At 71.3% G+C, this 18,939-nt stretch carries 19 protein-coding genes, 5 tRNA genes and 1 pseudogene; 6 read left to right on the top strand and 19 right to left on the bottom strand.

The window, feature by feature from the left end:
- Window positions 1-517, bottom strand: a 517-nt coding sequence (locus tag LG632_RS23225; protein ID WP_374203553.1) for a DAK2 domain-containing protein, incomplete at its 3' end; no start/stop codon positions are given.
- A 146-nt stretch (window positions 518-663) separates the two neighbouring features.
- Between LG632_RS23225 and rpmB the strand changes: the two genes are divergently transcribed.
- Window positions 664-849 (top strand): 50S ribosomal protein L28, encoded by a 186-nt coding sequence (gene rpmB, locus LG632_RS23220; protein WP_031074643.1) that lies wholly within the window; start codon window positions 664-666, stop codon window positions 847-849.
- 134 nt (window positions 850-983) lie between these two features.
- Here the strand turns inward: rpmB and thiD are convergent, their stop codons facing one another.
- Together thiD and LG632_RS23210 are read right to left on the bottom strand one after the other, a co-directional pair.
- Entirely contained in the window at window positions 984-1,817 is an 834-nt protein-coding gene (thiD, locus tag LG632_RS23215; RefSeq protein ID WP_226729364.1) for a bifunctional hydroxymethylpyrimidine kinase/phosphomethylpyrimidine kinase, read from the bottom strand.
- Window positions 1,814-2,794, bottom strand: coding sequence for a thiamine-phosphate kinase (locus LG632_RS23210; protein ID WP_226729363.1), 981 nt, complete (start codon window positions 2,792-2,794; stop codon window positions 1,814-1,816). The genes thiD and LG632_RS23210 overlap by 4 nt, the downstream gene beginning before the upstream one ends.
- 245 nt (window positions 2,795-3,039) lie before the next feature.
- On the opposite strand from LG632_RS23210, the gene LG632_RS23205 reads away from it, so the two are divergent.
- Both LG632_RS23205 and LG632_RS23200 read left to right on the top strand, forming a co-directional pair.
- Complete coding sequence (locus LG632_RS23205; protein ID WP_226729362.1) at window positions 3,040-3,273, top strand: Lrp/AsnC ligand binding domain-containing protein; 234 nt, start codon at window positions 3,040-3,042, stop codon at window positions 3,271-3,273.
- A 23-nt stretch (window positions 3,274-3,296) separates the two neighbouring features.
- Window positions 3,297-3,788, top strand: a complete 492-nt coding sequence (locus LG632_RS23200) for a DUF3515 family protein (protein ID WP_226729366.1) — start codon at window positions 3,297-3,299, stop codon at window positions 3,786-3,788.
- Window positions 3,789-3,844: 56 nt separating this feature from the next.
- Here the strand turns inward: LG632_RS23200 and LG632_RS23195 are convergent, their stop codons facing one another.
- From LG632_RS23195 to LG632_RS23185, 3 genes are read right to left on the bottom strand one after another with little or no spacing between them, the layout of a single operon-like run.
- The gene (locus LG632_RS23195; protein WP_226729361.1) at window positions 3,845-5,002 is read right to left on the bottom strand and encodes a D-alanine--D-alanine ligase family protein; all 1,158 of its coding nucleotides are present in this window, start codon (window positions 5,000-5,002) and stop codon (window positions 3,845-3,847) included.
- Between the two features lie 39 nt (window positions 5,003-5,041).
- On the bottom strand, window positions 5,042-6,052 hold the full coding sequence (locus LG632_RS23190) for an NAD(P)H-dependent glycerol-3-phosphate dehydrogenase (protein ID WP_226729360.1): 1,011 nt from the start codon (window positions 6,050-6,052) through the stop codon (window positions 5,042-5,044).
- Entirely contained in the window at window positions 6,049-6,801 is a 753-nt protein-coding gene (locus LG632_RS23185) for a lysophospholipid acyltransferase family protein (RefSeq protein ID WP_226729359.1), read from the bottom strand. The genes LG632_RS23190 and LG632_RS23185 overlap by 4 nt, the downstream gene beginning before the upstream one ends.
- Before the next feature lie 201 nt (window positions 6,802-7,002).
- On the opposite strand from LG632_RS23185, the pseudogene cofC reads away from it, so the two are divergent.
- Window positions 7,003-7,600 (top strand): annotated as a pseudogene (gene cofC / locus LG632_RS23180) (2-phospho-L-lactate guanylyltransferase); the annotation flags it as partial.
- 310 nt (window positions 7,601-7,910) lie between these two features.
- Here the strand turns inward: cofC and LG632_RS23175 are convergent.
- The 4 genes from LG632_RS23175 to leuC all read right to left on the bottom strand — a co-directional run bounded on the left by LG632_RS23175 (window position 7,911) and on the right by leuC (window position 11,130).
- Window positions 7,911-8,591 (bottom strand): HU family DNA-binding protein, encoded by a 681-nt coding sequence (locus LG632_RS23175; RefSeq protein WP_226729358.1) that lies wholly within the window; start codon window positions 8,589-8,591, stop codon window positions 7,911-7,913.
- A 144-nt stretch (window positions 8,592-8,735) separates the two neighbouring features.
- Window positions 8,736-8,963 carry an SCO5555 family protein gene (locus tag LG632_RS23170; protein WP_226729357.1) on the bottom strand — a complete coding sequence of 76 codons (228 nt, stop codon included), beginning with the start codon at window positions 8,961-8,963 and terminating at the stop codon, window positions 8,736-8,738.
- A gap of 137 nt (window positions 8,964-9,100) precedes the next feature.
- On the bottom strand, window positions 9,101-9,694 hold the full coding sequence (leuD, locus tag LG632_RS23165; RefSeq protein ID WP_226729356.1) for a 3-isopropylmalate dehydratase small subunit: 594 nt from the start codon (window positions 9,692-9,694) through the stop codon (window positions 9,101-9,103).
- 2 nt (window positions 9,695-9,696) lie between these two features.
- Window positions 9,697-11,130, bottom strand: coding sequence for a 3-isopropylmalate dehydratase large subunit (gene leuC / locus LG632_RS23160; RefSeq protein WP_226729355.1), 1,434 nt, complete (start codon window positions 11,128-11,130; stop codon window positions 9,697-9,699).
- A 142-nt stretch (window positions 11,131-11,272) separates the two neighbouring features.
- On the opposite strand from leuC, the gene ndgR reads away from it, so the two are divergent.
- Complete coding sequence (ndgR, locus tag LG632_RS23155; protein ID WP_125643843.1) at window positions 11,273-11,989, top strand: IclR family transcriptional regulator NdgR; 717 nt, start codon at window positions 11,273-11,275, stop codon at window positions 11,987-11,989.
- A gap of 159 nt (window positions 11,990-12,148) precedes the next feature.
- Here the strand turns inward: ndgR and LG632_RS23150 are convergent.
- The 9 genes from LG632_RS23150 to LG632_RS23110 all read right to left on the bottom strand — a co-directional run bounded on the left by LG632_RS23150 (window position 12,149) and on the right by LG632_RS23110 (window position 16,111).
- Window positions 12,149-12,221, bottom strand: a tRNA-Glu gene (locus LG632_RS23150).
- Window positions 12,222-12,245: 24 nt separating this feature from the next.
- Window positions 12,246-12,317, bottom strand: a tRNA-Gln gene (locus tag LG632_RS23145).
- 18 nt (window positions 12,318-12,335) lie between these two features.
- Window positions 12,336-12,411 (bottom strand) — tRNA-Glu (locus LG632_RS23140).
- Window positions 12,412-12,472: 61 nt separating this feature from the next.
- A tRNA-Glu gene (locus LG632_RS23135) sits at window positions 12,473-12,545 on the bottom strand.
- 21 nt (window positions 12,546-12,566) lie between these two features.
- Window positions 12,567-12,638 (bottom strand) — tRNA-Gln (locus tag LG632_RS23130).
- A gap of 92 nt (window positions 12,639-12,730) precedes the next feature.
- On the bottom strand, window positions 12,731-13,459 hold the full coding sequence (locus LG632_RS23125; RefSeq protein WP_226729354.1) for an HAD family hydrolase: 729 nt from the start codon (window positions 13,457-13,459) through the stop codon (window positions 12,731-12,733).
- Window positions 13,460-13,548: 89 nt separating this feature from the next.
- The gene (gene gltX / locus LG632_RS23120) at window positions 13,549-15,063 is read right to left on the bottom strand and encodes a glutamate--tRNA ligase (protein ID WP_226729353.1); all 1,515 of its coding nucleotides are present in this window, start codon (window positions 15,061-15,063) and stop codon (window positions 13,549-13,551) included.
- A complete protein-coding gene (locus LG632_RS23115) occupies window positions 15,056-15,844 on the bottom strand; it encodes a fumarylacetoacetate hydrolase family protein (protein WP_226729352.1) in 789 nt (262 codons plus the stop codon). The genes gltX and LG632_RS23115 overlap by 8 nt, the downstream gene beginning before the upstream one ends.
- An 84-nt stretch (window positions 15,845-15,928) precedes the next feature.
- Window positions 15,929-16,111 carry a hypothetical protein gene (locus LG632_RS23110; protein ID WP_226729351.1) on the bottom strand — a complete coding sequence of 61 codons (183 nt, stop codon included), beginning with the start codon at window positions 16,109-16,111 and terminating at the stop codon, window positions 15,929-15,931.
- 554 nt (window positions 16,112-16,665) lie between these two features.
- Here LG632_RS23110 and LG632_RS23105 point away from each other — a divergent pair.
- Window positions 16,666-18,939: sensor histidine kinase (locus LG632_RS23105; protein ID WP_226729350.1), on the top strand; the 2,274-nt coding region annotated here is incomplete at its 3' end.

Here is an 18,939-nt window from a genome sequence, read left to right as displayed (position 1 = left end):
GGTACGCGGACTCGGCGGCCCGGGTCAGGGCGTGGGCCAGCCGGCGGCCGGCCTCGGCGGCGGTGGCCGCCTCCGCGGCGGCCGGGGCGCCCTCGGCCTCGGTGCCCAGCACGTCGGCGACGCCGAGCAGGAGCTGGGCCAGGATCGTGCCGGAGTTGCCGCGGGCGCCTATGAGCGCGCCGTGCGCGTAGGCCCGTACCGCCGCGCCCAGGGTGGCGGTGGCCGTGCCGTGCGTCACGTCGGGGACGGCGGCCTCGACCTCGCGGGCGGCCGACTCGGCGGTCAGGTAGAGGTTCGTCCCGGTGTCCGCGTCCGCGACCGGGTAGACGTTGATCGCGTCGATGTCCTCGCGGGCGCGGCCGAGCGCGGCCACGGCCAGGGAGCTCCAGGTGCGCACCGCGTCGGCGTCGAGGGTGTGCGGCTCGTGCGGCACCGGGCGTTCCTCCTCGTGCGGGCTTGGGTTCACCGCAGGGTAACGAAGGGCGGGAAGCTCGGTCCGACGGTCGGGGCGGTCCATGGTAGTTTTCTTGAACGGACGCAGCCGTTGTATGCTGCTCCGGTTGCCCGACGCCAGTCGGGCCGTTCCCCGGCAAACCACTTCAGATCTCTGATCCGGTGCGCCGGATTTCACTGTAAGTGCATCTGAAGTCTTTGGAGTGACCTGTGGCTGCCAACTGCGACGTTTGCGGCAAGGGGCCGGGCTTCGGCAACAACATCTCGCACTCGCACCGCCGTACGTCCCGTCGCTGGAACCCGAACATCCAGCGCGTGCGTGCCGTGGTCGGTGGGACGCCGAAGCGCCTCAACGCCTGCACCTCGTGCATCAAGGCCGGCAAGGTCTCGCGCTGACGCTCCCGTCGTAGCGCAGCCCTTCCGGTTGCCAAGAAGGCCGGTCCATCTCGGTGGACCGGCCTTTTGCCTTGCCCGCGCGCGGGGCCGCCGCGGGTGGCGGCGGGGCGGGAGCACGCGGCGGCGCGGCGGGATCACGGCGCCCGGCGCAGGCGCCAGGCGTGGTCCACGGGGCCGATGCCGGCGCCGAGGGCGAAGCCGGCCGCGATCGCGCCCGTGACGTACTCCTTGCCCGCGGTGACCGCCTCCGGCACGGTCAGGCCCTTGGCGAGCCCCGCCGCGATCGCGCTGGCGAGGGTGCAGCCGGTGCCGTGGGTGTGCCGGTTGCCGTGCCGGGGGGCCCGCAGCCACCGCTCCTGCCGGCCGTCGCTGAGCAGGTCGACGGCCTCGTGCCCGGCCGCCAGGTGGCCGCCCTTGACCAGCACCCAGCGCGGGCCGAAGCCGAGGACGGCGTCGGCGGCCCGCCGCATGTCGTCCTCCGACTCCACCCGCAGCCCGGTCAGCTGCTCGACCTCGTCGAGGTTGGGCGTCGCCACGGTGGCCCGCGGCAGCAGCTCGGTGCGTACGGCGTCCAGCGCGGACGCGGCCAGCAGGGCGTCCCCGTGCTTGGAGACGCCGACGGGGTCCACCACGGCCGGGGCGGCGGTGCCGGCCAGCAGCTCGGCGACGGTCTCCACCAGGGGCGCGGAGGACAGCATCCCGGTCTTGACGGCGTCCACCCCGATGTCGTCCACGACGGCCCGGTACTGGGCCGTGACGGCCTCGGCGGGCAGCTCCCAGGCCCCGCGCACCCCGAGGGAGTTCTGGGCGGTCACGGCGGTCAGCACGCTCATGCCGTGCACGCCGAGGGCGAGCATGGTCTTGAGGTCGGCCTGGATGCCGGCGCCGCCGCCGGAGTCGGACCCGGCGACGGTCAGGCAGCGCGGCGGGACGGGGCGGCGCGGGGCCGGGCCCGGGGCGGTGGTCACCGCAGGTGCTCCTCGGGGAGCTCGCCGCCGAAGTGGTCCCAGCCGCCGGTGCTGGTCCAGGGGGCGCCGTCCACGGTCACCTGCGGCTGCGCCGAGGGGTTGAGGACCTCGCCGATGACCTTCCAGCGGGCCGGCAGCTTCACGTCCGGCGGGAACGTCGCGACGATCGCGTGGTCCTCCCCGCCGGTCAGCACCCACTGCAGCGGGTCCACGCCGACGGCCTGGCCGATGTCGTGCATCTGGGTCGGGATGTCGACGGCGCCGGAGCGCAGGTCGATGCGGACCTTGCTGGCCTCGGCGATGTGGCCGAGGTCGGCGATCAGCCCGTCGCTGACGTCGGTCATGGCGGTGGCGCCGAGCCCGGCGGCCGCGGGGCCCGCGTGGTAGGGCGGCTCGGGTCGGCGGTGGGCCTCGACGAACGCCCGCGGCGAGCGGAAGCCGCGCGAGAGCACGGCGAAGCCGGCCGCGGACCAGCCGAGCCAGCCGGTGACGGCGACCACGTCGCCGGGCTGGGCGCCGGAGCGGGTGACCGGCTCGTGGTTGCGCAGGTCGCCCAGGGCGGTGATCGCCACGGTGATGGTGTCGCCGCGTACGACGTCCCCGCCGACCACGGCGGCCCCGGCGACCTGGCACTCGTCGCGCAGGCCGTCCATCAGCTCGGTGGGCCAGGTGACCGGCAGTTCGGCGGGCACCACCAGCCCGAGCAGCAGCGCGGTGGGCACCGCGCCCATGGCGGCGATGTCGGCCAGGTTCTGGGCGGCGGCCTTGCGGCCGACGTCGTAGGCCGTGGACCAGTCGCGCCTGAAGTGCCTGCCCTCCAGCAGGATGTCCGTGCTGGCCACGACACGGCGGTCGGGTGCCGACACCACCGCGGCGTCGTCGCCGGGCCCCAGCCGGACCGCCGGGGTGGTGGTGAGCCGGGAGGTGAGCTCCCTGATGAGCCCGAACTCTCCCAGCTCGCCCACAGTGCCCTTCATCGCTGTGCTCCTTCTGGCCCAGTCCGCTTGCGGTCGCGAGCCGTCACAGCTCTGGGTACCGTCAACAGATACGTCAACTTCTGCTCTGCGTACGCCCCGCTGCGCGCCCCGCCGTTCCCCCGGGTCTCCCCGTGGCACGTGGGGACGCGGTACCGTGGCGTCCCTTCTCCCCCGGGCCCACCCGAACGGCCGGGCCCTCCCCGAGGGTAGGGGGAAATGATCCTCGTGGCCGCCCTGGAGGTTCCGTGGTACAGGCGTACATCCTCATCCAGACCGAGGTGGGAAAGGCGTCGCTCGTCGCCGAGTCCATCTCCCAGATCCAGGGGGTGATCCAGGCGGAGGACGTGACGGGGCCGTACGACGTGATCGTGCGGGCCCAGGCCGACACCGTGGACGAACTCGGCCGCATGGTGGTCGCCAAGGTCCAGCAGGTGGAAGGGATCACCCGGACCCTGACCTGCCCGGTGGTGCATCTGTAGCCCCCGTCTACTCTTGGCCGGTGATGTCCCTGCACCGCCGGCCCCTCCGTCTGCCCGCCCTGCTGGCCGCGCTCGCCCTCGCGGGCTGCGCCCCGGGCGACGCGGCGGCCCGGGTGGAACCTCCGCCCGCGCCGCCCGCCGAGGTCGCGAAGCTGTGTGCCGCGCTGCACGACGAGCTCCCGGACCAGGTGGCCGGTCTGGCGCGGAGCGCCACCGAACCGCGCTCCGACCTGACCGCCGCGTGGGGCGGCTCGGCGATCGTACTGCGGTGCGGGATCCCCAAGCCCCCGAAGATGTCCGATCCGCAGCAGGACGGGATCCACGTCAACGGCGTCGCGTGGCTGCTGGAGCCGCTCGACGACGAGGCCGGCGGCGGCTTCCGGTTCACCACCGGGATGCGGCTGGCGTACACCGAGGTCGTGGTCGACAAGGCGCACGCCAAGGACGCCGGGATGCTGGTCGGGCTCTCCGCGGCGATCGCCGGGACGATCCCGGAGGGGATCGCCGGCTACTGATCGCGCAGCGGACCGCCCGCCGGGAAGGAACCCGGCGGGCGGTCCGTGCACGTGGGTCAGCGCAGGCCCGTGGAGCGGCGCAGGGCCGCCTGGATGAGGCGGTCGACCAGCTCCGGGTAGGCCACGCCGGACTCCTGCCACATCCGCGGGTACATGGAGATCGGCGTGAAGCCGGGCATGGTGTTGATCTCGTTGATCACGAACGTGCCGTCCTCGGTGAGGAAGAAGTCGGCACGCACCAGGCCCTCGCAGGACGCGGCCTCGAAGGCCTCGACCGCCAGCCGCTGGACCTCGGCGGTCTGCTCGGGGGTCAGCGGGGCGGGCACGATGCCCGAGGCGGAGTCGATGTACTTCGCCTCGAAGTCGTAGAAGTCGTGGCTGGAGACCGGCGGGATCTCGGCGGGCACGCTGGCGCGCGGGCCGTCCTCGAACTCCAGGACGCCGCACTCGATCTCGCGGCCGCGCAGCAGCGCCTCCACGAGGATCTTCGGGTCGTGGCGGCGGGCCTCCTCGACGGCCTCGTCCAGGCCGGAGAGGTCGTCGACCTTGGTGATGCCGATCGAGGAACCGGCCCGGGCGGGCTTCACGAACAGCGGCCAGCCGTGCTCGCCGGCGAAGTCGACGATCTTCTTGCGGGCGGCCGCCGGGTCCTGCTCCCACTCGCGGGGACGCACCGTCACGTACGGGCCGACCGGCAGCCCGAACGAGGTGAACACCCGCTTCATGTATTCCTTGTCCTGGCCGACGGCCGAGGCGAGCACGCCCGAGCCGACGTAGGGGATGCCGGAGAGCTCCAGCAGGCCCTGCAGGGTGCCGTCCTCGCCGTAGGGGCCGTGCAGCATCGGGAAGACGACGTCGACCTCGCCGAGCGCCTTGGGCACGACACCCGGCTCGGTGTAGACGACCTCGCGGTTGGCGGGGTCCACGGGCAGGACGACCCCGCCCTCGGCGGACTCGGCGAGCTCACCGACGTCCGGGAGCTTGCGGTCGGTGATCGCCATCCGCTCGGGCTCGTCGGCGGTCAGCGCCCACCGGCCGTCGGTGGTGATGCCGATGGGCAGCACCTCGTACTTGGACCGGTCGATGGAGCGCAGAACGGCGCCCGCCGTGACGACCGAGATGCCGTGTTCGGAGCTGCGGCCGCCGAACACGACGGCCACGCGCGGCTTGCGACGCTGCTGCTCAGGGCTCTGGGGGAAGGTCTCGCTGCTCATATCGGCTTGAGACTACCCGCTCGGCGCCACGGGGAGGTGTCAGCGGCGTTCCGGTTTCGCACTGCGGGACATCAGGTCCTTCAGCGCGACCAGCGGCGGCTTGCCGTGGTGGACGATGTCCACGACCGTGTCGGTGATCGGCATGTCGACCCCGTGCCGGCGCGCCAGATCGGCCACCGACTCGCAGGACTTGACCCCCTCGGCGGTCTGCCGGGTCACCGCGATGGTCTCCTCCAGGCTCATCCCGCGGCCCAGGTTGGTACCGAAGGTGTGGTTCCGGGAGAGCGGCGAGGAGCAGGTCGCGACGAGGTCGCCGAGGCCGGCCAGGCCCGAGAAGGTCAGCGGGTCGGCGCCCATGGCCAGGCCCAGCCGGGTCGTCTCGGCCAGCCCGCGGGTGATCAGGGAGCCCTTGGTGTTGTCGCCCAGCCCCATGCCGTCGGCGATGCCGACGGCGAGTCCGATGACGTTCTTGACCGCGCCGCCGAGCTCGCAGCCGACCACGTCGGTGTTGGTGTACGGGCGGAAGTACGGCGTGTGGCAGGCGGCCTGGAGCCGCTGGGCGACGGCCTCGTCCACGCAGGCCACCACGGAGGCGGCGGGCTGCCGGGCGGCGATCTCCCGGGCCAGGTTGGGGCCGGTGACGACCGCGACGCGCTCGGCGGGGACCTTGGCGACCTCTTCGACGACCTCGCTCATCCGCTTGGCCGTGCCGAGTTCGATGCCCTTCATCAGGGAGACGAGCACGGTGTCGGGGGCCAGCAGCGGCGCCCAGGCGGCGAGGTTGCCGCGCAGGGTCTGGGAGGGGACCGCCAGGACCGTGAAGTCGGCCTCGTGCGCGGCCTCGGCCGGGTCGGTGGTGGCGCGCAGGTTCGCCGGGAGCTCCACACCGGGCAGGTAGTCCGGGTTGGTCCGGGTGCGGTTGACGGCGTCGGCCAGTTCCTGGCGGCGCCCCCACAGGGTCACCTCGCAGCCGGCGTCGGCCAGCACCATGCCGAAGGCGGTGCCCCAGGAACCGGTTCCGTAGACGGCTGCCTTCACGGGACGCGTCACTTCTTGCCCTCCCCCGCGGCCTTGCGCCGCTGTTCCGCCCTGGCCCTGCGGTGGTCGTACGGCTGATCCGGGGCCCGCTCGCCGCGCAGCTCCTCCAGCAGGGCGGTGATGGCCGCCATGATGGTCTCGGTGGCCTCCTTGAGGACCTCCGGGGTGGGCTCGCGGTCGTAGTAGGCGGAGAGGTCCACCGGCGGCCCGGCCAGCACCTGGAGCGTCTTGCGCGGGAACAGCGAGAGCTTGTTCTCCTTGGCGTACGGCGGCATCGCCAGGTTCGCCCCCCACTGCGCCACCGGGATGACCGGGGCCTTGGTGAGCAGGGCGACCCGCGCGGCGCCGGTCTTGCCGGCCATCGGCCACATGTCGGGGTCCCGGGTGAGGGTGCCCTCGGGGTAGAAGGCCACGCACTCGCCGCGCTCGATGGCGTCCACGGCGGCCCGGAAGGCGTCGAGGGCGTTGGTGGTCTCGCGGTAGACCGGGATCTGGCCGGTCCCGCGCAGGATGCTGCCGACGAAGGAGCCCTTGAAGAGGGCGGCCTTGGCGAGGAAGCGGGGCACGCGGCCGGTGTTGTACTGGTAGTGCGCGTAGGAGAGCGGGTCCAGGTAGGAGTTGTGGTTGACGGCGGTGATGAATCCCCCGTCGGCCGGAATGTGCTCCATTCCCCGCCAGTCCCGCTTGAACAGCACCACCAGCGGCGGTTTTGCGATGACCGCCGCCAGGCGGTACCAGAAGCCGATTCTGCGGCGGGACACGCGTGCACCTTCCTTCTTCGTGCCGGATGCGGATGAGGAGCATCCGGTCGGCCGGACAAGTGTCGCCCCGGGTCCGGCCGCTGTCGAGAACACCGTACGCCCCGCTCACCGCGAGGGGCCCACGGGCTGCCCTGGCGGGGGTGACAATGGCCCGACACATGTACGAGGGAAGGGGGGCCCGCCACGAACGCCGTCTGGAGCCTGGTGGTGCCGCTCAAGCCCTTGGCGGTGGCCAAGAGCCGGCTGGCCCCGGCCGCCGGGGCGGACCGGGCGGGCCTGGTGCTGGCCTTCGCCCAGGACACCGTGGCCGCGGCGCTGTCCTGCGCGGCGGTGCGCGATGTGGTGGTCGTCACGGACGACCCGCGGGCCGGGGCGGAACTGGCGCTCCTGGGGGCGCGGATCGTGCCGGACGCGCCGGCGGCGGGGCTCAACGCGGCCCTGGCCCACGGGGCGCGCGCCGTGCGCGCGGGGCGGCCGGGGGCGCCGGTCGCGGCGATGAACGCCGACCTGCCGGCGTTGCGCCCGTCGGAATTGCTACGCGTGCTCGAAAGCGCGGAAGGATTTCCGCGCGCATTTCTGTCGGATGCGGCGGGAATCGGGACGACCTTGCTTTCCGCGGCACCGGACCATGAATTGGCACCCGCGTTCGGAGGGCCCTCCCGGGCCCGCCATTCCGCGTCGGGGGCGGTGGAAATCGCCCGGGCGGACGTGCCGAGCGTGCGGCGGGACGTGGACACGGGGGCCGATCTGCGGGCCGCGGCGGCCCTGGGGCTGGGCCCGTACACCGCCCGATACAGTGCCCGTATGCAGGCGACCGCGTACACGTACGACTCCCAGACCCGCAGCGGCAGTGTGCTGCTGGACGACGGCACGCCGGTGCCCTTCGAGGCTCCCGCGTTCGACGCGGGCGGGCTGCGGCTGCTGCGCCCGGGGCAGCGCGTGCGGATCGAGACCGAGGGCGAGGGCGCGGCCCTGAGGATCACGCTGATCACTCTGCAAACCTTCTGATCGGGCCGCCGCGCGGCCGCTGAGCTGCGCGAACAGCACCGCGGGCCGGCTTCCCCGGTGGGGGAAGCCGGCCCGGCGTGTGTGACGGACGACCTGGGCGGTCAGCGCTTGCGGGTCGTGGTCTTCTTCGCGGTGGTGGTCTTGCGCGCCGTCGTCTTCTTGGCGGGCGCCTTCTTCGCGACGGCCTTCTTGGCCGGCGCGGTCTTCTTCGCCGTGGCGGTCTTCTTGGCCGCGGTGGTCTTGGCCGGCGTGGCCTTCTTGGCCGCGGTGGTCTTGGCCGTCGTGGCCTTCTTCGCCGGGGTGGCCTTCTTGGCGGTGGTCTTCTTCGCCGTGGCGGTCTTGGTGGCGGTCGCCTTCTTGGCCGGGGCCGCCTTCTTGGCGGTGGTGGCCTTCTTGGCGGCCGCCTTCTTGATCGTGGAACGGCTGCTGGTACCCGCCGCGGCGGCGGCCATCAGGCTGCCCTTGGGGGCCTTCTTGACGGCGATCTCCTCGCCCTTCGGCAGCTTCTTGGCACCGCTGACCAGGTCCTTGAAGCCCTGACCGGCCCGGAAGCGGGGCACGGAGGTCTTCTTGACCCGCACGCGCTCACCCGTCTGCGGGTTGCGGGCGTACCGGGCCGGCCGGTCCACCTTCTCGAACGAGCCGAAGCCCGTGACCGAGACGCGGTCACCCGCGACCACCGCGCGGACCATCGCGTCGAGTACGGCGTCGACAGCGTCAGCGGCCTGCTGGCGGCCGCCGAGCTTGTCGGCAATCGCTTCTACGAGCTGCGCCTTGTTCACGTCTTCCCCTTCGGAGACATCGCCAGAACGAATGTGTTCAAGCTTATTTCGCACGTTAGGCGGATATATACCGCAAATCAAACACGAAACGGGCTTATCACCCTAGTGCCGCAACGGCGGGAGCCGTTGCGGAGTTCCTTCGCATCAGTCGCCTTCAGGGAATCGACCCTCGTCGAGGTCCTTCATCAACCTGTCCAGGCGCCTTGCCGCATCGGCGAGATCGTGCTTCGCCGCGGCCGTGACGACCAACAGCTTCCGGGACAGCGCCATCCTTACGCCCTCCGGGACTTGCAGTGCGCGCACCCTTGCGTGTGCTTCTTTCAACCGGTCCGCGACGAGTTCGTAGAGCTCGAGTTGACTGTCGCGTTCCATGCACAGATTGTGCCATCTGGGGCGAGTTGTCGCCTCACGGGGCCTCAACATACGGCTGTGCCCCCCGCCTCGGGGCGGGGGGCACAGTGCGGGTGACGGTGTCACCCGGCCGGGGAAATGCGCTGATCAGGCCTGAATCACAGGGCAATCGTGCGCGGCTTGAAGGACGGCCGGGCGCTTTCGTAGCGGGCGATGTCGGCTTCGTTCTGAAGGGTGAGGGAGATGTCGTCCAGTCCCTCCAGCAGCCGCCACCGGGCATTGTCGTCGAGCTCGAACTCCGCCTCGATTCCGGCCGCGCGGACCTGCCGGGCGACCAGGTCGACGGTGATCTCGGCGGTCGGGTCGGCCTCGGTCAGCTCCCACAGCCGGTCGACGGTCTCCTGCGGCAGGACGACGGTCAGCAGGCCGTTCTTGAGGGAGTTGCCCCGGAAGATGTCGGCGAAGCGCGAGGAGATGACGGCCTTGAAGCCGAAGTTCTGCAGCGCCCACACGGCGTGCTCGCGGGAGGAGCCGGTGCCGAAGTCGGGGCCGGCGACCAGCACGGTCGCGCCCTGGCGTTCGGGCCGGTTGGTGACGAACTCCGGGTCCTTGCGCCAGGCCTCGAAGAGGCCGTCCTCGAACCCGTCACGGGTGATCTTCTTCAGCCAGTGGGCCGGGATGATCTGGTCGGTGTCGACGTTGCTGCGGCGCAGCGGGACGGCCCGGCCGGTGTGCGTGGTGAAGGCTTCCATGGTTATCGGGCTCCGGCGGTGGCGGTGGCGGTGGCGTCGGTCAGGTCGGCGGGCGAGGCCAGGTGGCCCAGCACGGCGGTGGCGGCGGCCACCGGCGGCGAGACCAGGTGGGTGCGGCCGCCCTTGCCCTGCCGGCCCTCGAAGTTGCGGTTGGAGGTGGACGCCGAGCGCTCACCGGGGGCCAGTTGGTCGGGGTTCATGCCCAGGCACATCGAGCAGCCGGCGTGCCGCCACTCGGCACCGGCCTCCTTGAAGACCTTGTCCAGGCCCTCCTCGACGGCCTGCAGCGCCACCCGTACGGAGCCGGGAACGACCAGCATCCGTACCCCGTCGGCGACTTTGCGGCCCTTGATGACCTCGGCGACGGCCCGCAGGTCCTCGATCCGGCCGTTGGTGCAGGAACCTACGAAGACGGTGTCCACCTTGATGTCCCGCAGCGGCTGCCCGGCGGTCAACCCCATGTACTCCAGGGCCTTTTCGGCGGCGAGGCGCTCCGAAGGGTCCTCGTACGAAGCCGGGTCGGGGACCGACGCGGACAGCGGCGCGCCCTGGCCGGGGTTGGTGCCCCAGGTGACGAACGGGGTGAGGGCGGAGCCGTCGATGACGACCTCGGCGTCGAAGACGGCGTCGTCGTCCGTGCGCAGCGTCTCCCAGTACGCGACGGCGGCGTCCCAGTCCTCGCCGACGGGCGCGTGGTCGCGGCCCCGGAGGTAGTCGAAGGTGGTCCGGTCGGGGGCGATCATGCCCGCCCGGGCGCCGGCCTCGATCGACATGTTGCAGATGGTCATGCGGGCCTCCATCGAGAGCTTCTCGATGGCCTCGCCGCGGTACTCCAGGACGTAGCCCTGGCCGCCGCCGGTACCGATCTTGGCGATGATCGCCAGGATCAGGTCCTTGGCGGTGACGCCCTCGGCCAGCTCGCCCGTGACCGTGATCGCCATGGTCTTGGGGCGGGCCATCGGCAGCGTCTGGGTGGCCAGCACGTGCTCGACCTGGCTGGTGCCGATGCCGAAGGCCAGGGCGCCGAAGGCGCCGTGCGTGGAGGTGTGGGAGTCGCCGCAGACCACGGTGGTGCCCGGCTGGGTCAGGCCCAGCTGCGGTCCCACCACGTGGACGACACCCTGCTCGACGTCACCCAGCGGGTGCAGCCGGACGCCGAACTCGGCGCAGTTCTTGCGCAGGGTCTCCAGCTGGGCGCGGGAGACCGGGTCGGCGATGGGCTTGTCGATGTCGAGGGTGGGGGTGTTGTGGTCCTCGGTGGCGATGGTCAGGTCCAGCCGGCGGACCGGGCGGCCGTTGGCCCGCAGCCCGTCGAAGGCCTGCGGGCTGGTCACCTCGTGCAGGAGGTGCAGATCGATGTAGAGGAGGTCGGGCTCGCCCTCGGCGCGCCGGACGACGTGGTCGTCCCAGACCTTCTCCGCGAGTGTCCTACCCATCGCTTTCCCTCCGGCCGGCGTATGCGCCGGCACCGCTAGAGACCTGGTACGAGGGCCGTGGTGCGGCCGCCCACATCCACCTTCGCAAGTTCCCGGAGAATTTGAACTTGCGTTTCACAGTGTGAGACGTGAATATCGTTGCATGGACAACTCTAGCGGCGTCGGCGTTCTCGACAAGGCAGCTCTGGTATTGAGCGCACTGGAGTCCGGTCCGGCCACCCTCGCCGGGCTGGTCGCGGCGACAGGGCTCGCACGACCCACGGCCCACCGTCTGGCCGTGGCACTGGAACACCACCGGATGGTGGCGAGGGACATGCAGGGCCGGTTCATCCTCGGTCCGCGGTTGGCAGAGCTTGCCGCCGCGGCCGGTGAGGACCGCCTGCTGGCCACGGCGGGACCGGTACTGACCCACCTGCGCGACGTGACCGGCGAGAGCGCGCAGCTCTACCGCCGGCAGGGAGACATGCGGATCTGCGTGGCGGCGGCCGAGCGGCTGTCGGGCCTGCGGGACACCGTTCCCGTGGGCAGCACGCTCACCATGAAGGCCGGCTCCTCGGCCCAGGTCCTGATGGCCTGGGAAGAGCCCGAGCGGCTGCACCGCGGCCTCCAGGGGGCCCGCTTCACGGCGACCGCCCTGTCCGGCGTACGGCGCCGGGGCTGGGCCCAGTCGATCGGCGAGCGGGAGCCCGGCGTGGCCTCCGTCTCGGCGCCCGTCCGGGGCCCCTCGAACCGCGTGGTGGCCGCCGTGTCGGTCTCCGGCCCGATCGAGCGGCTGACCCGGCACCCGGGCCGGATGCACGCCCAGGCGGTGATAGACGCGGCGGCCCGCCTCACGGAGGCCCTCCGCCGCTCCGGCTGATCGACTCCCTCCCCTTTCCCCCGTTCCCCCCGTGCCGGGGGCGCCTTCGACGCCGCACACGTCCAGCCAGGCGCCCCCGGCCTTCTGCTGTGCGGGCCCCTGCTCGCGGAAAACGCGAGAAGGCCCTCCGTGATGATCACGGAGGGCCTTCCCTCGGTGTACCCCCGACCGGATTCGAACCGGCGCTACCGCCTTGAGAGGGCGGCGTGCTAGGCCGCTACACAACGGGGGCAAGATCTGGATTTCTGCAGATCAGCTGGCCTACCTGGACTCGAACCAAGACTAACTGAACCAGAATCAGTCGTGCTGCCAATTACACCATAGGCCACTGGTGGTTTAGACCAGTTGGTACCCCCGACCGGATTCGAACCGGCGCTACCGCCTTGAGAGGGCGGCGTGCTAGGCCGCTACACAACGGGGGCCCTAGCGATCCTGCATCGAGGCGTCCGGGAGCTACCCAGGAGACCTCGCGGGAAGGATCTGTACCCCCGACCGGATTCGAACCGGCGCTACCGCCTTGAGAGGGCGGCGTGCTAGGCCGCTACACAACGGGGGCAAGCACTGCATGCGCACTGCGCTGGGGTACCAGGACTCGAACCTAGAACAACTGAACCAGAATCAGCCGTGTTGCCAATTACACCATACCCCACCAAAACTCAACCCCCTGTGAGGGGTTTCGCTCTGAGTGGCGCCTCCGTGGCTTCCGGCCTTTCGGCCCGCCCCGGCGGCGCAGAAAGAACATTACCGGATGCCTGACCGTGCTCCAAAACGGGTATCCCCGGCCAGCACCGCGGGGAGCTGGTCGAGGCCCGTGATCCGGTGCGCGCCCCGCGGTCCGGGGCCGCGGCGACCGTCGCGATCGAGCCAGACGGCCAGCAGCCCGGCGTCCCGGGCCCCACGGGCGTCGATCTCCGGCTGGTCGCCCACGTACGCCACCTCGGCCGCCGGGAGCCCCAGGGCCGCGCAGGCGGCCCGGAAGGCGGCGGCCTCCGGCTTGCTCACGCCGAGCTCGGCGGCGCAGACCAGGACCTCGAAGCGGTCGCGCAGGCCCAGCCGGCGCAGCTTGTCGTCCTGGTTGGCGCTGCTGGAGTTCGAGAGCACCCCGTGCCGGTGGCTGGCCGCCAGGGCGTCCAGGACCGGCACGACGTCGGGGAAGAGCGCCCAGGCCGCCCGGTAGTGCGTGACGTACCGCTCGAACCAGCGGTCGGCCTCGTCGTCGTCCATGCCGGGTGCGCCGAGGAAGTCGCGCACCCGCTCGCGCCGCTGCCCCTGGAAGGTCGTCGCGCCGGCCGCGAAGCGCGCCCACTGCCGCTCGGTGGCCTCCCGCCACAGGGCGAGCGCCTCCTGCGGCGTCCCGTACCGCCCGCCCAGGCCCTCCTCGGCCAGGTGGCGCGCGAACCCCGCGGTGTCGGCCCCCGTGTAGTCGAACAGGGTGTCGTCGATGTCCCAGAGCACGGCTCGGATCGGCATGTGACCGACGCTACAGCGAAACCGGGGCGAAAAAACGGGGAAGCACCCTTGAACGTTCAAGGGTGCTTCCCGCTGGTGTGACGAACGGCTCAGCCGGCGAGCTTCGCCAGGGCCGCGTCGATGCGGGCGAGGGTCCGCTCCTTGCCCAGGATCTCCAGGGACTCGAAGAGCGGCAGACCGATCGTGCGGCCGGTGACCGCGACCCGGACCGGGGCCTGGGCCTTGCCGAGCTTGAGGCCGTGGGCCTCGCCGGCGGCCAGGACGGCCTCCTTCAGGGACTCGGCGCTGCTCCAGTCCGCGGCCTCGAGCTTCTCGCGCGCGGTGGTCAGCAGGGCCACCGGGTCGCCCTTCATGGCCTTCTCCCAGGAGGCGTCGTCCTGGACCGGCTCCTTCAGGAACAGGAAGTCGACGTTGGCCGTGATCTCCGACAGGACCGTCAGGCGCGTCTGGGCGTGCGGCGCGATGGCCTCCCAGGCGGCCTGGTCGAAGTCCTCCGGCGCCCACGGGGCGTGCGGGGCCCGCAGCCACGGGGTGCAGGCCTCGGCGAAGGCCTTCACGTCCAGGCGGCGGATGTGCTCGGCGTTGATCGCCTCGCACTTCTTGAGGTCGAAGCGGGCCGGGTTGGCGTTCACGTCGCCGATGTCGAACTTCGCGACCATCTCGTCGACGGAGAACAGGTCCTGGTCGGCCGAGAAGGACCAGCCGAGCAGCGAGAGGTAGTTCAGCAGGCCCTCGGGCAGGAAGCCGCGCTCGCGGTAGAGGTTCAGCGAGGACTGCGGGTCCCGCTTGGAGAGCTTCTTGTTGCCCTCGCCCATCACGTACGGCAGGTGGCCGAAGGACGGGATCCCCTGGGCGATGCCGAGCTCGATCAGCGCCTTGTACAGGGCGATCTGCCGCGGGGTGGAGGACAGCAGGTCCTCGCCGCGCAGCACGTGCGTGATCTCCATCAGCGCGTCGTCGACCGGGTTGACCAGCGTGTACAGCGGGGCGCCGTTGGCCCGCAGGATGCCGTAGTCCGGCACGTTCTCCGGGGTGAAGGTCAGCTCGCCGCGGACCAGGTCGGTGAAGGTGATCGGCTCGTCGGGCATCCGGAAGCGCACGATCGGGGTGCGGCCCTCGGCCTCGTAGACGGCCTTCTGCTCGGCGGTCACGGTGCGGCACATGCCGTCGTAGCCGGACGGGCGGCCCTCGCGGCGGGCGAGCTCGCGGCGCTCGTCCAGCTCCTCGGCGGTGCAGTAGCAGTGGTAGGCGTAACCGCCGTCCAGCAGCTTCTTCGCGACGTCCGCGTAGATGTCCATGCGCTGGGACTGGCGGTACGGGGCGTGCGGGCCGCCGACCTCGGGGCCCTCGTCCCAGGTGAAGCCGAGCCACTTCAGGGAGTCGAGCAGCTGCTCGTACGACTCCTCGGAGTCGCGCGCCGCGTCGGTGTCCTCGATGCGGAAGACGAACGTGCCGCCGTGGTGGCGGGCGAACGCCCAGTTGAACAGGGCGGTGCGGACCAGGCCCACGTGGGGGTTGCCGGTCGGCGAGGGACAGAAACGGACGCGGGGGGGTCCCCCCTGCTCGAGCGAAGTCGAGACCTCGGGGGAGTTCGCGTTAGCCACGCTTGATCACCTTGTTGGTGAGAGTGCCGATACCTTCGATGGTGACGGCGACCTCGTCGCCGACGTTGAGGGGGCCGACTCCCGCCGGGGTCCCCGTGAGGACGACGTCGCCCGGGAGCAGCGTCATGGCCTCGGTGATGTGGACGATCAGGTCCTCCACGGAGCGGACCATCTCGCTGGTGCGGCCGAGCTGCCGCCGCTCCCCGTTGACCGTGCACTCGACGGCGAGGTCGCCGGGGTCCAGCTCCGTCTCGATCCAGGGGCCCAGCGGGCAGGAGCTGTCGAAGCCCTTGGCCCGGGCCCACTGGTTCTCGCGCTTCTGGACGTCGCGCGCGGTGACGTCGTTGGCGCAGGTGTAGCCGAGGATGACGTCCTTGACCCGCTCGCGCGGGACCTCGCGGCACATCCGGCCGATCACGACGGCGAGCTCGGCCTCGTGGTGCAGCTCCTGGGAGAAGGAGGGGTAGGCGATGGGGTCGCCGGGGCCGACCACCGAGGTGGAGGGCTTGAAGAAGGCGACCGGCGCGTCCGGCACCTCGTTGCCGAGCTCCGCCGCGTGCTCCGCGTAGTTGCGGCCGATGGCCACGACCTTGTTCGGGAGCACGGGCGGCAGCAGGCGGACCTTGCCGAGGGGGACCTTGGTCCCGGAGAGCTCGAAGTCCGCGAAGGGAATGCCCTTGATGATGTCGAGGACGAGCTCCCCCTCAGCGCCGGGGGCGCTGTCGCCCTCGACCGCGCCGAAGGCGACATTGCCGTCGATCGAGAACCTGGCGATGCGCACGTGTTGCGTCTGCCCCTCTGGTGTCCGCTGCTGGAATCTTGCGGTTTCCAGGCTAACGCGGCGGGCAGGCCCTGATCGCGCGCGTTACTGCGCGGCGGCGGCGGGCGCGTCCATCAGGACGGTGCGGCGCGGGTTGGCGGTCTGGGTGGGCAGCTCGACGGCGTGCTCCGGAGCCTGGGGCGCCTGCAGCTCCTCGGCGTCCTTGAGGTGGGCGAGGGTGGTGCGGCGCGGGTTGGCTATGTTGCGGAACATCATCGTCGTCTTCATCGGGGTATCGGATCCTCGGTCGCGGGAGGTCGTCGGTCGGCCATCCCTTGAAGAGGTCAGGCTAAACATCCGATTCCCCGTCATTACCGGGATCCATGGGCTCATGGCATGTGAGTTTGCTCACCAGCGAGCGGGCATTCTGGACATAACGGTCAGTCAACAGGGGTCCACGAAACGGACATTGCGGCCGTGAATGCAGCATTCCGCTCCTGATCATTACGACTGGGACACCTTGCCGGACTCGCCGTTTGCTGGGCGTAAGTCCGATTCGCCCCGGAACGACTTCCACGGTCCGTAGCGCTGCTGTCACCTGACGCAACCGGCGCCCCGGGGCCGCCGCCGCACCTTGTTGGAGATCCAGCACTGTGCTGGAATTCGCGGGACCGCCGCGGGTATCAGCCGGCGCGCAGGGCGCTGAACAGCGCCAGCGCGGCGACCAGGAAGGGGAGACGCGCCGGTCGCCGAAGACCACCATGGGGCCGTCGGTGCCCCACGACTCGACACCGTCCCGCCGCTCACCCGGAGGGACGCCTGGTCCAGAGGTTGCGACGCTAGTGCAGGGACGATTCAAGAGGGATGGCAAGGGGTCTCCCCAGGCCCTTCAGGGCCGAGGGGACGCTGCCGCGGAGCAGGAGCCGCGCGGCGGGACCGACCGTGGCTTCTCGCCCCAGCACGCCCAGAACAGCGGGCCCGCTGCCGGCGCCCCCGGCGCCGGCGCCGGCCCCGACTCCCCCGCCGCCGCGAAGGCGAAGGGCAGGGGCAAGGCCAAGGCGAAGAACAGGCCCAAGGGCGATGCCGCTCCGTCCGTGACGGAGGAGACCACCGGGCAGGACCAGGCGATACCGAAGGCCCCCGTGGGCCCCGGTTCCCGTATCTCCATGCAGAACTGGCGCATCAGCACGCGACTGGTGTCGCTGCTGACCCTGCCGGTCGTCGCCGCCACCACCCTGGGTGGCTTCCGCATCAACGACTCCCTGAACAACATCGATCAGCTGGAGCACATGCAGCTCCTGACGACGATGACCCGGCAGGCCACCAACCTGGCCGCCATGCTCCAGGAGGAGCGGGACAAGTCCGCCGGTCCGCTCACGAACGACAGGTCGGGCAAGCCCAACAGCCTCGTCCAGGGCGTGCGCGACCAGACGGACACCGCCATGGCGGCCTTCGCCGCGGCGACCGACAAGATCGACTCCTCCGAGGACAAGGACGACACCCTCAAGTCGATCCGCAACAACGTCCTGCAGATCGGCCGCCAGCTCTCCGGCATCGAGGACATCCGCAAGAAGGCCTACCAGAGCAGCGCCCAGCAGACCGTCACCGAGTACAACGCGCTGATCGTCTCGCTGCTGTCCCTCTCCCAGGACATGGCCCAGGCCACCTCCAGCCCCGAGATGATCAAGCGCACCCGCGCCCTGGCGGCGTTCTCCTCCGCCAAGGAGTACGCCTCCATCCAGCGCGCGATCATCGCCGCCGCGCTCCCCGAGAGCGGCGACAAGCCGGGCCGGCTGGAGGAGAACGACCGCCTGTACGCCTTCTCCGCGCTGCGCGGCGAGAGCCAGGCGAAGAAGACCTTCGAACTCGTCTACCAGGGCAAGGCCGAGGAGCTCCTGCAGTCCCTCGGCGACGGCAACGCGGAGGTCGGCAGCGCCGACCACTACGCGCGCCGGGTGCTGACCACCCAGGGACAGTTCGGCAAGGAGAAGAACCGGTCCTGGATGGACTGGTACGACGCGGACGACACCAAGCTCCAGGCGATGAAGGTCATCGAGCTCACGCTGCTCGAGGACATGGAGCAGAAGGCCCGTGAGCTCAAGAACGAGTCGCAGCGCGACGCCATCATCAACGGTGCGCTGATCCTGCTCGTCCTCGGCGTCTCGCTCGTCGGCGCGTTCATCATGGCCCGGTCCATGATCCGCTCGCTGCGCCGCCTGCAGGACACCGCGACCCGGGTCGCCCAGGAACGCCTGCCGGAGCTCGTCAAGCAGCTGTCCGAGACCGACCCGCAGGACGTGGACACGTCCGTGGAGTCCGTCGGTGTGCACTCGCGCGACGAGATCGGCCAGGTGGCCGCGGCCTTCGACGACGTGCACCGCGAGGCGGTCCGCCTCGCCGCCGAGCAGGCCCTGCTGCGGGGCAACGTCAACGCGATGTTCACCAACCTCTCGCGCCGCTCGCAGGGTCTCATCCAGCGCCAGCTCTCGCTCATCTCCGAGCTGGAGTCCCGCGAGGCCGACCCGGACCAGCTGTCCTCGCTCTTCAAGCTCGACCACCTCGCGACCCGCATGCGCCGTAACGGCGAGAACCTCCTCGTCCTCGCGGGTGAGGAGCCCGGCCGCCGGTGGACCCGCCCGGTCCCGCTGGTCGACGTCCTGCGCGCCGCCGCGTCCGAGGTGGAGCAGTACGAGCGCATCGAGCTGGCCGCCGTCCCGTCCACGGACGTGGCCGGCCGCGTGGTCAACGACCTCGTGCACCTGCTCGCCGAGCTGCTGGAGAACGCGACGTCGTTCTCCTCGCCGCAGACCAAGGTCAAGGTGACCGGTCACGCGCTGCCCGACGGCCGGGTGCTGGTCGAGATCCACGACACCGGTATCGGCCTGTCGCCCGAGGACCTCGCCGCGATCAACGAGCGGCTCGCCTCGCCGCCCACCGTGGACGTGTCGGTCTCCCGGCGCATGGGTCTGTTCGTGGTCGGCCGCCTGTCCCTGCGACACGGCATCCGCATCCAGCTGCGCCCCTCCGACTCCGGCGGTACGACGGCGCTCGTCATGCTCCCCGTCGACGTCGCCCAGGGCGGCCGCAAGCCCGGCCCCGGTGGCCAGGGCGGTCCG

The organism is Streptomyces antimicrobicus (assembly GCF_020532625.1).
Lineage (GTDB): Bacteria > Actinomycetota > Actinomycetes > Streptomycetales > Streptomycetaceae > Streptomyces > Streptomyces antimicrobicus.
The sequence above is the reverse complement of the archived record's forward strand: the minus strand, read 5'-3'. Positions and strand labels throughout refer to the sequence as shown.

What these genes read in the sequence shown, in the direction of transcription:
- leuC (WP_226729355.1), bottom strand. Translation starts at nt 11,130, where the DNA reads ATGGGTAGGACACTCGCGGAGAAGGTCTGGGACGACCACGTCGTCCGG.
- ndgR (WP_125643843.1), top strand. Translation starts at nt 11,273, where the DNA reads ATGGACAACTCTAGCGGCGTCGGCGTTCTCGACAAGGCAGCTCTGGTA.
- LG632_RS23110 (WP_226729351.1), bottom strand. Translation starts at nt 16,111, where the DNA reads ATGAAGACGACGATGATGTTCCGCAACATAGCCAACCCGCGCCGCACC.
- LG632_RS23210 (WP_226729363.1), bottom strand. Translation starts at nt 2,794, where the DNA reads ATGAAGGGCACTGTGGGCGAGCTGGGAGAGTTCGGGCTCATCAGGGAG.
- leuD (WP_226729356.1), bottom strand. Translation starts at nt 9,694, where the DNA reads ATGGAAGCCTTCACCACGCACACCGGCCGGGCCGTCCCGCTGCGCCGC.
- LG632_RS23200 (WP_226729366.1), top strand. Translation starts at nt 3,297, where the DNA reads ATGTCCCTGCACCGCCGGCCCCTCCGTCTGCCCGCCCTGCTGGCCGCG.
- LG632_RS23195 (WP_226729361.1), bottom strand. Translation starts at nt 5,002, where the DNA reads ATGAGCAGCGAGACCTTCCCCCAGAGCCCTGAGCAGCAGCGTCGCAAG.
- LG632_RS23125 (WP_226729354.1), bottom strand. Translation starts at nt 13,459, where the DNA reads ATGCCGATCCGAGCCGTGCTCTGGGACATCGACGACACCCTGTTCGAC.
- LG632_RS23170 (WP_226729357.1), bottom strand. Translation starts at nt 8,963, where the DNA reads ATGGAACGCGACAGTCAACTCGAGCTCTACGAACTCGTCGCGGACCGG.